General features: G+C 62.2%; 11 protein-coding genes and 2 tRNA genes. 4 read left to right on the forward strand and 9 right to left on the reverse strand.

Translation table 11 applies throughout. The features are described 5' to 3' along the window. Nucleotides 1–5: 5 nt before the first annotated feature. Complete coding sequence (locus RHO23_RS03550; RefSeq protein WP_423488671.1) at nucleotides 6–821, reverse strand: aldo/keto reductase; 816 nt, start codon at nucleotides 819–821, stop codon at nucleotides 6–8. A gap of 121 nt (nucleotides 822–942) precedes the next feature. Continuing rightward, nucleotides 943–1,018, reverse strand: a tRNA-Lys gene (locus RHO23_RS03555). Nucleotides 1,019–1,175: 157 nt separating this feature from the next. On the opposite strand from RHO23_RS03555, the gene RHO23_RS03560 reads away from it, so the two are divergent. Further along, nucleotides 1,176–2,393, forward strand: a complete 1,218-nt coding sequence (locus tag RHO23_RS03560; RefSeq protein WP_423488672.1) for a L,D-transpeptidase — start codon at nucleotides 1,176–1,178, stop codon at nucleotides 2,391–2,393. 69 nt (nucleotides 2,394–2,462) lie between these two features. Here the strand turns inward: RHO23_RS03560 and RHO23_RS03565 are convergent, their stop codons facing one another. Next, nucleotides 2,463–3,350, reverse strand: coding sequence for a DivIVA domain-containing protein (locus RHO23_RS03565; RefSeq protein WP_030094999.1), 888 nt, complete (start codon nucleotides 3,348–3,350; stop codon nucleotides 2,463–2,465). Nucleotides 3,351–3,769: 419 nt separating this feature from the next. Then, nucleotides 3,770–4,087, reverse strand: a complete 318-nt coding sequence (locus RHO23_RS03570) for a DUF2834 domain-containing protein (protein WP_081349535.1) — start codon at nucleotides 4,085–4,087, stop codon at nucleotides 3,770–3,772. Between the two features lie 253 nt (nucleotides 4,088–4,340). Here RHO23_RS03570 and RHO23_RS03575 point away from each other — a divergent pair, with 253 nt between their 5' ends. Then, nucleotides 4,341–7,178, forward strand: a complete 2,838-nt coding sequence (locus RHO23_RS03575) for a YIP1 family protein (protein ID WP_423488673.1) — start codon at nucleotides 4,341–4,343, stop codon at nucleotides 7,176–7,178. Between the two features lie 1,182 nt (nucleotides 7,179–8,360). On the opposite strand, the gene RHO23_RS03580 is transcribed toward RHO23_RS03575, so the two are convergent. From RHO23_RS03580 to orn, 3 genes are all read right to left on the reverse strand, one after another. Further along, nucleotides 8,361–8,558, reverse strand: coding sequence for a hypothetical protein (locus RHO23_RS03580; protein ID WP_123771718.1), 198 nt, complete (start codon nucleotides 8,556–8,558; stop codon nucleotides 8,361–8,363). 208 nt (nucleotides 8,559–8,766) lie between these two features. Further along, nucleotides 8,767–8,842 (reverse strand) — tRNA-His (locus RHO23_RS03585). Nucleotides 8,843–8,889: 47 nt separating this feature from the next. Then, nucleotides 8,890–9,474: an oligoribonuclease gene (gene orn / locus RHO23_RS03590; RefSeq protein WP_044104593.1), complete on the reverse strand. Its 585-nt coding sequence runs from the start codon at nucleotides 9,472–9,474 to the stop codon at nucleotides 8,890–8,892. Between the two features lie 169 nt (nucleotides 9,475–9,643). On the opposite strand from orn, the gene RHO23_RS03595 reads away from it, so the two are divergent. After that, nucleotides 9,644–11,167: a helicase HerA-like domain-containing protein gene (locus tag RHO23_RS03595; RefSeq protein ID WP_064408268.1), complete on the forward strand. Its 1,524-nt coding sequence runs from the start codon at nucleotides 9,644–9,646 to the stop codon at nucleotides 11,165–11,167. 23 nt (nucleotides 11,168–11,190) lie between these two features. Here RHO23_RS03595 and RHO23_RS03600 read toward each other — a convergent pair whose 3' ends face one another. After that, complete coding sequence (locus RHO23_RS03600) at nucleotides 11,191–12,141, reverse strand: AurF N-oxygenase family protein (RefSeq protein ID WP_423488674.1); 951 nt, start codon at nucleotides 12,139–12,141, stop codon at nucleotides 11,191–11,193. A 79-nt stretch (nucleotides 12,142–12,220) separates the two neighbouring features. Between RHO23_RS03600 and RHO23_RS03605 the strand changes: the two genes are divergently transcribed. After that, complete coding sequence (locus RHO23_RS03605) at nucleotides 12,221–12,946, forward strand: TetR/AcrR family transcriptional regulator (protein WP_082822376.1); 726 nt, start codon at nucleotides 12,221–12,223, stop codon at nucleotides 12,944–12,946. Here RHO23_RS03605 and cmrA read toward each other — a convergent pair. Next, nucleotides 12,925–13,728, reverse strand: a complete 804-nt coding sequence (gene cmrA / locus RHO23_RS03610) for a mycolate reductase (protein ID WP_030095053.1) — start codon at nucleotides 13,726–13,728, stop codon at nucleotides 12,925–12,927. The two genes, RHO23_RS03605 and cmrA, sit on opposite strands and share 22 nt — an antisense overlap. Between the last annotated feature and the right edge of the window lie 6 nt (nucleotides 13,729–13,734).

Raw genomic sequence — 13,734 nt, forward strand, 5'->3', positions numbered from 1 at the left:
GCGCGTTAGCGCAGATTGAACGTTGACGGATCAGGGCCGATGCGACCGTCGGCCGCGTCGAGCCCGGTGATGCGCTCCACCTCGTCGGTGCTGAGTTCGAATCCGAACACATCGAAGTTGGCCGCGATGCGCGCCGGTGTCACCGACTTGGGGATGACGACGTTGCCCAGCTGAAGATGCCAGCGCAGGATCGCCTGCGCTGCGCTCACCCCGTGGCCCTCGGCGATGGCGCCGATGGTCGGGTTATCCAAGATCGTGCCCTGGCCAAGTGGCGACCAGGCCTCGGTGAGAATGCCGTACTCGGCGTGGAAGGCGCGTAGCTCGGGCTGGGTGAACCGCGGATGCAGCTCGATCTGGTTGAGAGCAGGCACTTCTCCGGTTTCGTCGATCAGCCGTTGGAGATTCTCGACGGTGAAATTGCTGACTCCGATGGCCTTGGCGCGGCCATCGGCCTGGATCCGCTGCAGAGCCTTGAAGCTGGCCACGTATTCGTCGAGTTCGGGCACCGGCCAGTGGATCAGGTACAGGTCCACGTAATCGGTCCCCAGCCGCTCCAGGGAGGCGTCAAACGCGCGTAGCGCACTGTCGTAGCCCTGATCGGCATTCCACAGCTTGGTGGTCAGGAAGACATCCCCACGGGGTACCCCGGACTGCGCGATGGCGCGTCCTGTGCCCTCCTCGTTCTCGTACACCTTCGCGGTGTCGATGCTCCGGTATCCCACCTGCAGGGCGGTCGATACCGCCGCCTCGGCTTCGTCGCTGGGCACTTGCCAGACGCCATAGCCGAGCTGGGGAATCGTGGTACCGGAATTGAGCGTCACGTTGGGGACTATCTGGGGAACCGTCACGGTCAACCCAACGCGGGGAGTCGCGGAGTATTCCCGGAGGCTCGGAGGTAAATGAAACGCCCCGCTCCCAATGCTGGGAGTGGGGCGTTTCTGGTGGTGCGCCGTCAGGGGCTCGAACCCCGGACCCGCTGATTAAGAGTCAGCTGCTCTACCAACTGAGCTAACGGCGCGTGAACGTGCGTGGAAGACCTTAGCAGCCTCGGAGCCCGTAACGAAAATTGTCATCCCCCCGATAGCCCGGTCGCGGTTATTGAGGTCGTCGCCGACCATCCTGAACCCGTACAATCATCGTTGAGTTTGTGCGTCAAGTTTCAAAGGGAGCAAAGCATGACCCAGGGTCGTCCACGCCTGCTGGTTGGCGCGCGTCGGCGGTGGGCCACCGCGCTCGCACTCCCCGTTGTGGCCATGGCTGTGCTGGCCGGATGCACGGACGCCGCCTCCAAGGAACCGCCGAAAGTCATTGACAAGGCAACGCCTTACGCCGATCTGCTGGTGCCCAAGCTGGCGATGTCGGTCAAAGATGGAGCGGTCGGCGTCCCGGTCGATGCGCCCGTGACCGTGACTGCGGGCGAAGGCGTGCTCGGAACCGTCACGATGGTCAACTCCGACGGCAAAGAGATTGCCGGTGAAGTCGGCGCCGACGGTGTGACGTGGTCCACCACCGAGCCGCTCGGCTATGACAAGCAGTACACCATCAAGGCCGATGCCAGAGGCCTCGGAGGGGTAGCGCGCGCCAACGCATCGTTCCGTACTCATTCGCCGGACAACATGACGATGCCGTACGTCATGCCGGGTGATGGTGAGGTGGTCGGTATCGGTCAAACGGTCGCCATCCGGTTCGACGAGAGCATCCCGAATCGGGCCGCGGCGGAGAAGGCCATCAAGATCACCACCAACCCGCCCGTCGAGGGTGCTTTCTACTGGTTGAACAACCGCGAAGTGCGTTGGCGCCCAGAGGCGTTTTGGGAGCCCGGAACGTCGGTCGACGTGAAGGTCAACACCTACGGGGTGGACCTGGGCAACGGCGTCTTCGGGCAGGACAACGTGACGTCCCGCTTCTCCATCGGCGACGCGATCATCAGCCGCGTGGATGACAACAACAAGGTCGTCAACGTCGAGCGCAACGGCGAGATCATCAAGACGATGCCGACCTCGATGGGTAAGGACAAGGCGCCCACCAACAACGGCACGTACATCATCGGCGAGCGGTTCAAGGATCTGATCATGGATTCCTCGACCTATGGTGTCGCAGTCAACTCGCCCGACGGCTACCGCACCAAGGTGCAGTACGCCACCCAGATGTCCTACAGCGGGATCTACGTGCACGCCGCACCGTGGTCGGTCGGCGCGCAGGGGCGCACCAACACCAGTCACGGCTGCCTGAATGTCAGCACCGCGAACGCAAAGTGGTTCTACGAGAACACCAAGCGCGGTGACATTGTGATCGTTTCCAACACGGTTGGCCCCGTTCTTCCTGTCACCGACGGACTTGGCGACTGGAACATTCCGTGGTCGCAGTGGAAGGCCGGAAACGCCCGGAACTAGCGCCGCCGCAGACGAAAAAGCCCCCGACACGTCGAGCGTGCGGGGGCTTTTCTGCGGAGTGGTCCGCTTCTAGCCTTCTATGACCTTCTGGTCGAGCACTCGCTTGGACGGCACCATGATGATGGACTTGGAGTTGTCACGATCGCGGTAGGCCGACTCCAGGATGGACGGGATGCTCTCGAGCTTGCCGTGCACGCTCATCAGCTGCTCCAGAATCGAAATGCGCTGCTGGCCAACCTCTTCCACGGAGCGGCGAGCCTGGTCCAGGCGGCGCTCGATCTGCTCGTCGGCCAGACGCAGGCGGCGATCAGCTTCTTCCTTGGCGTCAGCGAGGCGCTTCTCGCACTCGGCCTGGGTGCCGCGCCGCTGCTCGTCGACGGCTGACTGGGTCTCCGTACGCAGCTTGGTCAGCTCTTCGTCCAGTTCGGTCTCCGCCTTTTCGCGCCGCTTGGTCTCGGCGGCACGCAGCCGCTCGGACTCGCTGACGGCCTGGGCGACAATCTGATTGGCTTCCTCGCGGGCGCGGGCCATCACCTCGGTGTACTCGGTCTCCAGCGCGCTCTGCCGGGCCGCCATATCGGCCAGCATTTCTTTGTGCTTGGTGCGCATGGCCTCCGCGTCGGACTTGGCCGAGGCGACCAGGGCTGCGGACTCGGTGCGCGCCTCGTTCTGCATCTCGGAGACTTCGTCGACCGCGATGCGCAGCATCTTGGCCATCCGGTCGGTCATCGCATGCGCCGAGGGGGAGGTGTCGCTGAGGTTGGACACCTCATCCTTGAGCGAGCCGATCTGCTTGGTGGCGTCCTCGAGTCGGCTCTTAAGCGTCTCGACGTCGTTCAGCCCGGACTGGTGCATGATCGTCAGCCGGCTGATGTACTCGTTCACCTCAATGGGGTCGTACCCGTTGCGGGTGCGGGTGAAGTTCCGAGTGGACTCGTTGGTGGTGGTCGCGGTCACTGGTACCCCTTGGAAACAGGTGCGGAAAGAGTGGATGGACGTTAGCCCGCGAAGAGTATGACACGCGTTACCAGTTCTCGTATACACCTGTTGGTAAAGACTGGGTCATGACGTAACCAGATTTGTCATCGTTCGACGTGCCTGGTCATAGCGCCAATATTGATCGGAACGTTCAGGATTTCATCGGCATCAGCATGCGGGGAGAAGGTTTCCTGCGGTGGCGATGCTCTGTATTCGTGATTAGCTGACGGCTTCTGGCGGCGGTCACTGTCGACGTGCACTTTTGGGGCCTGCCGGTTTGCCATGGATCGTGAAATGAAACGTATCGCCTACAGGGGGCGTTTCCTGAAATCGATCTTGATCGCTTAATCCCAGGTAGCGATGGTGTGAATTACCCGATCGCGGTATGGGTTACCTGGCTAGCGACGGGGGTGTGATCGTGCCGCGGCCGCATCGCGGACCAGGAGGAAGAACGGAACCGCAGTGCCCGCTCCGACGCCGAATGTCACCAGGACGGAGGCCGCCCACCACCGGAGAATGCCGAGCCGACGGGCTTCGGAGAACGCCCAGGCCTGAAACGGGGCGGCTTCTCCTCCGGTGGGGGCTGCGGCTGCGCCTGCGGTTCCTTGGCCGAGGTTTTCTCGGAGGTAACCTCCGAGGCTGTCGGCTACGTGGTGCGCTTCATTGCCCAGCGTTTCCAGACGTCCCTGGGGCGTCGCGGTGGTGTGGTCCCACAAGTCCTTTGGCGGTGTCGGTCGCGAGGATTTTCAAGGCTTCTGCGACCCCTGGCGCGCCTGGGCGTGCTTGTCCGCTCAGTTCTTTGCCCTGTTGCAGCAGGGCGTCGACGGCTTTGTGCTCGTCACTGGCGTTGGCGAAGGACTTGTTGATTGAGGTGTCTGCTCGTTGTTGCTCTGTTGGTGCGTGCAGGTTAGGGGCTCAGGTATCTTTGGAGCATTAACTCGGGCATAACGCCGCGTGGGGGGAGTCCAGATGAACAAGCTTGATGAACAGACCAAGCAGTTCCCTGATGTCGGTGTAGCACAGAATCAGGATCCTGCTCGCCGGTTGACTGCGGTTGCCGCTGGCGTGGTTTTACTGGTGGCCGGGGTGGCGGGCTTGCACCACCTGGCGCGCGCGGGTGATGGCATTGGTGAGCTGCTGGTGTGGGGTGGGCTGTTGCTGGGTTGGTTCACCGCTCTCGGGGGCGGTGTCAAACTCGCTGCTTGGGGTTTAAAACCCGTCACGACAGCGCTTTTCGATACCGTCACGGCGAAGGTGTCTGAGCCTGCGCAAGCGGTGATTGCCGCGCTGGCAGTGCTTACGGGCAGTGCAGGTTTGTGGTGGGTGCTGCGCGGCGGATACAGCCTGTGGTGGCAGCAGTTGTCGGCGGAACCCGGCTGGACACTGGTGCTGGGCGTTGGGCAGATGCTCATCGCAGTCTTGTCGGGGGCCGTGCTATTCACCGGTGGTAACTACCTGGCGGGGCTGGCGCGTGAAGTCTTCGCAGGTGTCGGTAGCGATGAGGGCGTGCACCGCTTTCCGTCCGCTGCGAAAACGTCTACGAGTTCGGGGCAGTCGCATCCTGCTCTGTTGGCGGCGTTGTTAGGTGGTGGTGTGGCGCTGGTCGTGATGACGGCCTGGCTGGTGCCCATCTTGTTGTCCACGATCACGGGTTCCTCGGTGCTGCCCGCCGTTAGTGCTATCGCCGTGATGCTTACCTGGGCTGTTGGGGCGAATTTGGGGTGGTGGCACGGGCTTACAGGGTTGTACCGGTGGGCGAGCGCTACGACAAACAAAGCCACTGCGGTCGCGGGGGCGATCGCGCTGGTGGTGTTCTCGGCCGGTGGATTGGGCTTGGGCTGGTTCACCCCCGAGACGGTGCCGTTGGCGCGGGCGGCATGCCCGCCCGATTGTGGCGGCGGGGGCGGTCTGGACGGGCCCCCTGGTGGGGGCCAGATGTTCCAACCACCTAGCCAGGGTGGTCCCCAGATGCCGGACTATCAGGGCGGTATCAATCAGCCGCCGCTGGACCAAAACGGCTCGGTCAGCATCTACAACACGCAAGCCCCGTCGATTACGCAGAACGGCAGCAGCGGCTATCAGTCCTCGCAAGGACCACAGCAGGGTTGGGATCAGCCCGCGCACGGGACACAAATACCGGACTATCAGAGCGCGCCCGGATACACCCAAGGACCAGGCGAGCCCAACCCCGATTGGGCGGGAAATCAGCCCGCACAACAAGGTGGACAATCCAACACGGGAAACCAAGGCGCACAACCTAACCAGGGCGTACAGCAGCCTCAACAGCAGCCGAGTCAGTCTGATTCGCAGCGTGTCGAGGATTTGACGCGGCAGCTACAGGACCAGCAACAGCAGAATCAAGGCAATCAGCAGCGTATAGACGAGTTGACCAAGCAGCTGCAGCAGCAGAAACAGCAGCAGAACAATAATCAGAAGTTGCCGCGGCTTCCTGAACAGGGCAAGGACAAGAAAAAGGACCAGCAGGACCAGGACGGTGACAACCAATCAGGTGGCAACGACCTTGCCGCCCTACTGCTGGGGTCGGCCTCGACACGGCGGCGAAAGCCCGATCAGCAGGGCCAGCCACAGGGACCGGATACGCAGGCGTTGACAAAAGATAGCGGTCAGCTTGCTTCAGGATTGCCGGGCGATATCGCCAACACAGTCTCTGATAGTGCGAACCTGGGGCAGTCAGCAGGCAGTGCTGCACAGAACTTTGGGTCGGCTGCGCAGGCGGGTGCCTCGATTGCCTCGTCAGCGCAAAGTGGTGCGGTCAACCCGATGGATGCTGTTGCAGTTGTTCAGGGTGTCTCCGGTGGTATCAGTGACACTGCCGAGTCGGTGAACTCAGGTGCGCAGATAGCTTCCACGTGGCTTGAAAACAGTGGTGAGGCAGCGCAGCTCGCCGCCGATGTGAATCCGCAACTGGAGCCGCAGGCTCAACAGGTTCAGCAGATGACCGAAGCAGGCGGTCAGGTTGCGGACATGACTGGGCAGGCCGCATCAGGAGTGTCGCAGGTTTCCGGGATGGTCAACACCGCCAGCAGCTTTGGCACATCGGGGATGCCTGATACGAGTGGGGTGGCTGCTGATGTGCAGTCTGTGGATCTGCAGAGCGGGCAGGTGCCAGAAGGCGTAGCGACCGCTGTGGACTTCAAGCAGGCACCGGCAGATCCTGTGGGGCCGGATGTGCCTGAGCCGCCGGTTCCGCCGCGCGTGTCTCAGCTGCCCTCTGCCCAGCAAATGAAGTCCATGACCGACATGGAAATCTTGGGGCTGAGTAAGGAAGCTCAGGCCGCGCTTACCGCCTACGACGCGCAGTTCCCCAAAGTTATCCCGCAGCCGCAGTATCCGGCCTATCTGGAGGGGCGTGCCCCGCTTCAAGCAGCGAAAACAGCATACGACGCACAACTGGCCTCGCGCGGTGTTACCTTCGGCCCTCTCGGCGGGGAAGTTGAATACAATCAGCAAACAGGTTCCATCCTCAGATTCCGCGACTACCCAGCCAAGCCAGGAGACCCCACACCACCCTGGAAAGAACTAGGCACACCCGAACTGCCGCCCTCGGTGCCCCAGGAACCGCCGCCGTCGCTGACGGAACCTCCCACCTCAGTTTCTGGTTATAGAGGCCATGCGACGGACCGAATGCAAGAACGCGGCTGGACGAGAGGCCAAGTCGAAGATGCAGTAGATAATCCCAAGCAACCAGCAATATTCCAGCCTGACAAGGGCACCTGGTTATACCGTGGACAGAACGGCATAAATGTTGCTGTCAACCCGTATGGGGAAGTAGTCACCGTCTTCTGATGTTTGATGTATTAGTAGTCAAGAGGAAATATCATGGAAGCAAGTAATAGCAAGGTTTCGTTTCTATCTGAGACAGAATATGAGCTGCTCAGGAATGTCCTTACGCGACGTAACCCCAGACTACTTGAGCGCATCATCGTCCCGGGTTCCTTAAGTGAAGAAGATGTGGAAGCACTCGCCCTAGTATTGAATGGGGAAGAGTTCTGCGCGAACTTAGATGAAAATTGGGACCCGACGGCATACGCCCTAAGAGTCGAGAAGCTTGGCGACGACATTAAGGCTCGGTGGCTCGAATCGTCAAAATAAGGTAGAAGTACTGGTTATTGTCGCTGCGATATCGCAGAGCTGACCAGCGCCTGGGCCCTACCGGGAAGCCTTATTTCACCCGAAACCCGTATCATGGTAAACGCTCAGCTACTCCCCGGTAGGACTCCCCAAGGGTTGAAGCTGCTCTCGATAACGTGCCCGGTTGGCGTGTAGAAACACTGGCAAGAGGTAGTCAAGAAGGCAACGGATGGGTTTTCCGTCAATACACTGAGTAAGGCAACCCGACTGGACTTCAACTACCACGGCGGTGGTCATCACGGACCAGGCCCTGGAGAGTGAAGGGGCCAAATGGAAACATCGGTGGAGACGCTGAAGGGATCGTTAGATGATTTCTTCAAATGCGTCCTGGCGTAAGAAATTTATAGATATCGTCGAAGTCCTCGCTTCCCCAGCTGATGACCAGAACGGATACGTAAGACGGCTAGATGTCGTTGTTGATGAACTGGCTCTTGAGTTCGAGTCGTTGTTCATCCCGGATAAACTAGATATGAATGAAGTGCAGACAGGGTACGCAGATACGATAAACCAGCTCTTCGAGGAACTGACTACGGCACCCAATGTAGGTCAGTGGTCGCCGACTGGACTTGAAACCGATAGTCGGTGGGAAACGGTCCGAGTCGCTGCTCGTGAGTTACTGGATTCTCTGCGTGAACCCGGGCCCCCTCGCGAAACGGGTGAGAGAACCCGGTATGAGCACGGTCGCCGTGGAGGGATCTAGAGTTCCGGTGTGGGGCCAGATTTCTCTTTGATCGATTCCGAGCAGAATGCGCAGCAGCTTTGTGCGCAGGGCTCTTTGGTGCGCATGCTGCTGCTCCCCGCCGAGTTCAGTGGGCCGGATATCCCCGAGAACGTGGTTTATGTGCCTGGCTGGTTGGCGTTGCGCTGCTTCATCACCAGCCGCATGAAGGTGGCAGCTGGTCCGAGTCCGGGCTCCATATGGCCGTCGAACGGTTCGAGTGCAATGAAGGCGTTGGTGTCGAGCGGGAGTCGGGTGGGCGCAGCAGCCGCCGCCTCCCTGTTCTCCACTATGGTCGGGATTATCACCCGCCACACTGGTCACACCGTATTGAGACACGCACTTGACCGTGGCAGGCGTTAGCGGCACGGCCCAATCAACCCGCTGAGTGCTTGGACCGCCCGTTTCGTCCTGCCAGTCTTAATGCTCAGTTCCGCATTTTCCAGCGCATTACGCATTGGATTACGCATCGACCCCAAAATGAAGATCGCCCCACCTGCGATGCAGATGGGGCGATCTTCTTGGTGGGGTGGCTGACGGGACTCGAACCCGCGACAGCCAGGATCACAACCTGGTGCTCTACCAACTGAACTACAGCCACCATTGCCGCGCGAAGCGGCGTGAAAGATCTTAACCGGTGATGGCGCCTTAGGCCGAATCGGTATCCGCAGCGTTGTCCAGGTTCGCCACGATCGCGACAAGGTCACTGGTAGACGGCCCGGGGTCGGGAACGAAGGCGGCGCGCCGGTAGTAGCGCAGCTCGCGGATCGACTCCTTGATGTCGGCCAGCGCCCGGTGGGCCAGGCCCTTGTCGGGCTGGCCGAAGTAGATCCGCGGGTACCAGCGGCGGCAGAGCTCCTTGATGGAGCTGACGTCGATCATCCGGTAGTGCAGGAACTCGTCGAGAGCGGGCATATCCCGTGCGATGAATCCGCGGTCAGTGGCAATGGAGTTCCCGGCCAGGGGAGCGACCTTGGCCGAGGGCACGTGCTGGCGGATGTAGTCGAGCACCTGCGCCTCGGCCTCTTCCAGAGTGACCGTCGACTTGCGGACCTCATTGGTGAGCCCGGACTTGGCATGCATGTCTTTGACCACCGGAGGCATCGCGGCCAGCGCCGCATCATCGGCGTGAATGACGAGGTCAACGCCTTCGCCGAGGATGTTGAGGTCGCCGTCGGTGACCAGGGCGGCGATCTCGATCAGTTTGTCTGAGCCGAGGTCGAGCCCGGTCATCTCGCAGTCGATCCAGACCAGTTCATCGCGTGGGGCACTCACAGTCTGACCACATTAGCGGTACGTGCGATCCGTGAGTGTGACGTCAGCACGGAATTTCGCGAGCAATCCCGTGTCGACGCCACACTGAGCGATGACGGAGACGGTTCGGGGCATTAGGGTCGTGGCCATGGCCGAGCAGACCACCGCGGGATCCACGCCCGCACAGCAGATCGCCGCCGGATACGCCACCACAGGTCAGGCACTTGAACTGGGGTCGGTTGTGGTCGACGGCACCGTCGATCCTGCGGCGCGTATCCGCATTCCGTTGGCAACTCTGAACCGGCACGGCCTCATTGCCGGCGCGACCGGTACCGGCAAGACCAAGACCCTTCAGGTGATCGCCGAGCAGCTCAGCGCCGCGGGAGTGCCGGTGGTCATGGCCGACGTCAAGGGTGACCTGTCCGGCATCTCCAAGCCCGGCGAGGCCAGCGACAAGACGGCAGCACGTGCCAAGGACACCGGCGACGATTGGGTGGCCTCGGGCTTCCCGGCGGAGTTCGTCTCCCTCGGTACCACCGGAATCGGTGTGCCCATCCGCGCCACCATCCGCAGCTTTGGGCCGATTTTGTTGTCAAAGGTGCTGGGGCTCAACGCCACCCAGGAATCCACGCTGGGGCTGATCTTCCACTGGGCAGACCAACAGCAGCTACCACTGCAGGATCTGAAGGATCTACGCGCGGTCATCACGTACCTGACCAGCGATGAGGGCAAGGCGGACCTGAAGAACCTCGGTGGCGTGTCGGCGGCGACGGCGGGCGTGATCCTGCGTGCGCTGATCAACCTGGAGGCCGACGGCGGCGACACGTTCTTCGGCGAACCCGAAATCGATCCGAACGACCTGATGCGGACATCCGGAGACAAGGGCGTCATCACGCTTGTCGAGCTAGGGGCGCAGGCTGCGCGGCCGGTTCTGTTCTCCACTTTCCTGATGTGGATTCTGGCCAACCTGTTCACGAAGCTGCCCGAGGTCGGCGACGTTGACAAGCCGAAGCTCGTGTTCATCTTCGATGAGGCGCACTTGCTGTTCGCCGACGCGTCGAAGGCGTTCCTGGAGCAGGTGGAGCAGACGGTCAAGCTCATCCGGTCCAAGGGTGTTGGCGTCTTCTTCTGCACCCAGCTGCCCACCGATGTGCCCAACAACGTGCTCTCGCAGTTGGGTGCGCGCATTCAGCACGCGCTGCGTGCCTTCACGCCCGAGGACCAGCAAGCCCTTACCAAGACCGTCAAGACCTATCCCAAGACCGACGTGTACGACATGGGCACGGCGCTGACCTCGTTGGGCATCGGCGAGGCGATCGTCACGGTGCTCTCCGAGAGAGGCGCGCCGACGCCGGTGGCGTGGACCCGGATGCGTGCGCCGCGTTCGTTGATGGCCGCCATCGGTGACGACGCCATCAAGGCCGCCGCCGCGTCCAGCCCCCTGCAATCCAAGTACGGCCAGACGGTCGATTCGCGATCCGCCTTCGAGGTTCTCGCCGAGAAGGCAGCCCAGGCAGCGCAGGACGCACCCATCGAGGCCCCCGTGAAGAAGGGCGCCAAGCCGGCACCTGAGAAGCCCAGCTGGTGGCGGCGCCTACTCAGCAACAGGAGCTTTCAGAGCTTCCTCAGCGCGCTGGGCAAGCAGCTCATCCGCAATATGGGTAAGAAGTAAGGGCTGCCGAGTAGATCGTCGATCTAGCCGTCCGCTGTCCGTTTTGACTGTGGCACAAAGCCTTCGGGCAGCATCCGGGAGCGCTGCCAGAGGAACTGCACCAGGCGGCCCTCCAGCATGTTGGCCTCATCCATGACGCGGACGAGGCGCTCGCCGAAGAACCGCAGATTTGCGTGATAGTGCGGATTGCGTAGCGCCGCCCACGTCGCCTTGAGGGGCGGAAGCCCGGCGTCGCGGTACACGGCCGGTTGCACCATGACCAGTGGGATTACCGATGCCCCGGCGGCGACGATTACGCGCTCGACGGCCATTCGGGTGCGGCCCGTTCGTGTGACCGCGCGGTTCAGCGCCGTGCGGGCGTAGCTGATGTGGCGAGCCTCTTCGATGACGTGAATCTTGGCGATCGCACGGGTGCGGGGCTGCAGCGTCTCGTCATTCATGGTCTGGCGCTGCAATCGGTCCAGTATCTCCTCGACCATGAGCATCATCGAGAAGATCGTTGCGGACAACGGTGCGAGCGCGGTGATGCCCACCAATGCCCGGGCGATCTTGGGCGGGTTATAGCTGCGGTCGCTCAGTGTGTTGATCTGGCGGCCGAACATCACCGAGTGGCGACACTCGTCAGCGACTTCGGTCAGAGCGTATTGCGCTGTGGCGCTGCGGGGATCGCTGACCGAGGCCAGTTTGAGCATGGGGTGCATCAAGGCGCTCTCGGCGAGAATGCCCCAACTGGCCAGGGCCGATGCCTCCAGCCGCCCGAGTGTGATCTTCTCGTCCTCGGTCATCCGCTCGAACATTTTCGTGCCGAACAGCGAGATGTACTTATCGGGCACGTAGCGCAGGCCCGGCACGTCGGGGGCGTCCCAATCGACATCCACTTCCGGGTTGTAGGAACGTTCGACCGATGAGCGCAGTAGCCGCACCGCCGTGCGTTCGATGGGTGAGTCGTCGTGATCGATGGGCGTTTGCGACATGACATGCCTCCCGCTGCTCAGTCCGCCATTCCGTAGGTAGTACCAAAAAGTACCGGGTACTTCGCGTATCGTCAATGACATGGCGGATGGCGGTGATGCGCGGCGCGACCGATGGGCTCAGCACAAGGTGCGGGTGCGCCGAAAATTTGTCTCGGCGGCGGTGGTGGCAATCGAGAGAAACGGCCCGTCGGCCACGGTCGAGGACGTCGTCCGCGCGGCGCACTCCGCTAAACCCAAGCTGTACAGGCATTTCGAAGACCGCAACGACCTTTTCGACTCGGTGGCGCAGGCCATGGTGGGCGCCATCCGGCGGCGACTGACCTCGGCCGTCGACATCGCCATCCCGCCGCGAGAATCCGCGCATCGCGCCGCATCCCGCTTCATCGAGCTGGTACAGCGGTATCCGCAGTCGACCCGATTCCTTTTCGAACATCAGATGGTGAGTGTGCGCGGAAAGTCCGCCCCGGCGCTTCGCCGCGATGGGGCCATTGCCGAACTGGCCGCGGCGATGTCATCGTTCCTCGAGCGGGTCAACGTGCATCCCGCCGGTGTCGATCAGCTGGCCGCCGCATTGATCGGCACGGCGGCGACGACGGCGATATGGCAAGCAGCGCAGGGTGCCACGCCCGATGAGGCTGTGGGCCAACGACTTGCCGAGACGTTGTGGGCCTCGGTCGACGTCTTCCTGCGGACCAAGGGCGTCATCGTCGACCCCGACCACGTGCTCGATCAGGGCCGAGTCGAGACCGCCGGCGCTACGCTACGCGACTTGCGGGGCGAGGGTCAGTCGCCGAGCTTCTTATAGAAGCTGCCCACGATCGGGGCCACGATGGCGCGCGGTGCGTACCCCGCGGCTACCGACATTGCTTTGGAAGTGATGCCGGGCACGACACGCATCTTGTTGCGTTCCAATGCATTCAGTGACACACGAGCGGTGTACTCGCCGTTGATCCACAGGAAGTCCGGGACCACCTTGTCGACAATCGAGGCTTCGGCAGGGTCGGGTTCGACGGTGCGCACCGGTCCCGGTGCCAGCAGCGTCACATGCACCCCGGTGCCCTTGAGTTCGCCGCGCAGCGACTCGGAGAAGGTGTTCGCGAATGCTTTGGTGGCGGCGTAGGTGGCGTTGTTGGGAATCGGAGAGTTCCCGGCCGCCGATCCCGAGATGAGGATGCCGCCGGCCCCACGCTCAAGCATGCCCGGCAGCACCGCCAGCGTAAGGTCATGCACCGCAACGGCGTTGAGCTGTACCTGCTTGCGTTCGCCCTCAGGATCCAGGCCGCGGATGGGCCCGAACGTTGCGGTCCCCGCGTTGTTGCACAGGATCGAGATGTTGCGCTCGGACAACTCGGTGCAGAGGGCGCCGCGCGCACCGGGGTCAGCGAGGTCCACTGCGCGCACCTCGACGATCACCCCCGTCTTCTCGGTGAGGGTGTTGGCCAGGTCATTGAGGATCTCGCCACGACGGGCGGTGATGATGAGGCTGTGTCCGCGGGCGGCAAGCTCTTCGGCGAGCGCCGCTCCGATCCCCTGAGAGGCTCCGGTGACTACGGCGCGGGCATCGGGACTTGGTGCGGGTATCGGCATGGGGCA

This window comes from Mycobacteroides sp. PCS013 (assembly GCF_049532645.1).
GTDB lineage: Bacteria > Actinomycetota > Actinomycetes > Mycobacteriales > Mycobacteriaceae > Mycobacterium > Mycobacterium gwanakae.

Coding starts and splice junctions, on each gene's coding strand:
- RHO23_RS03560 (WP_423488672.1), top strand. CDS start 1,176: ATGACCCAGGGTCGTCCACGCCTGCTGGTTGGCGCGCGTCGGCGGTGG.
- RHO23_RS03575 (WP_423488673.1), top strand. CDS start 4,341: ATGAACAAGCTTGATGAACAGACCAAGCAGTTCCCTGATGTCGGTGTA.
- orn (WP_044104593.1), bottom strand. CDS start 9,474: ATGACCGGGCTCGACCTCGGCTCAGACAAACTGATCGAGATCGCCGCC.
- RHO23_RS03595 (WP_064408268.1), top strand. CDS start 9,644: ATGGCCGAGCAGACCACCGCGGGATCCACGCCCGCACAGCAGATCGCC.
- RHO23_RS03600 (WP_423488674.1), bottom strand. CDS start 12,141: ATGTCGCAAACGCCCATCGATCACGACGACTCACCCATCGAACGCACG.
- RHO23_RS03605 (WP_082822376.1), top strand. CDS start 12,221: ATGGCGGATGGCGGTGATGCGCGGCGCGACCGATGGGCTCAGCACAAG.
- cmrA (WP_030095053.1), bottom strand. CDS start 13,728: ATGCCGATACCCGCACCAAGTCCCGATGCCCGCGCCGTAGTCACCGGA.